The organism is Streptomyces prasinopilosus, assembly GCF_001419695.1.
GTDB lineage: Bacteria > Actinomycetota > Actinomycetes > Streptomycetales > Streptomycetaceae > Streptomyces > Streptomyces prasinopilosus.
Genome location: NZ_LIRG01000352.1, coordinates 7111 through 7526 on the forward strand (window position 1 = coordinate 7111; position 416 = coordinate 7526).

2 pseudogenes are annotated in these 416 nt (G+C 75.7%); both read left to right on the top strand.

Annotated features, from left to right (window positions below):
• Window positions 1-242 (top strand): annotated as a pseudogene (locus AOK18_RS34355) (FAD binding domain-containing protein); the annotation flags it as partial.
• Window positions 239-416 (top strand): annotated as a pseudogene (locus AOK18_RS34360) ((2Fe-2S)-binding protein); the annotation flags it as partial. The pseudogenes AOK18_RS34355 and AOK18_RS34360, both read left to right, overlap by 4 nt.

Consider the following 416-nt stretch of genomic DNA (forward strand, 5'->3'; position numbering starts at 1 on the left):
CGATGGCGCTGCGGCCCCTGGACGCCGAGCAGTGGGTCGCCCAGCTCATCGACTGGGACAACAACCGCGCGCTCGTGCCGGAGGCGCTGAACGCGTTCGGGGAGTACGTCGCCGCGGCCTGCATCCCCGACCCGGTCCCCGGCGAGGACGGCTCCGTCCAGCCGCTGCCGCCCGCGGTACTGCACCTGCGGCGCACCGTCGCCGCACTGGCCCGACGAGCACTGGGGAGGGCGCTGTCGTGACCGACGACCAGCACGCGGAGGGCACGTCCGGTACGTCCCGGGGCGGCGGCAGCCGCTGGGACCCGCTGCCCCAGGGGGACTACGACGACGGCGCCACGGCCTTCGTGAAGCTCCCCGAGGGGGGCATCGACGCCCTGCTGGACTCGATGGAGAGCCCGCTGGCCGCGCCCGGCC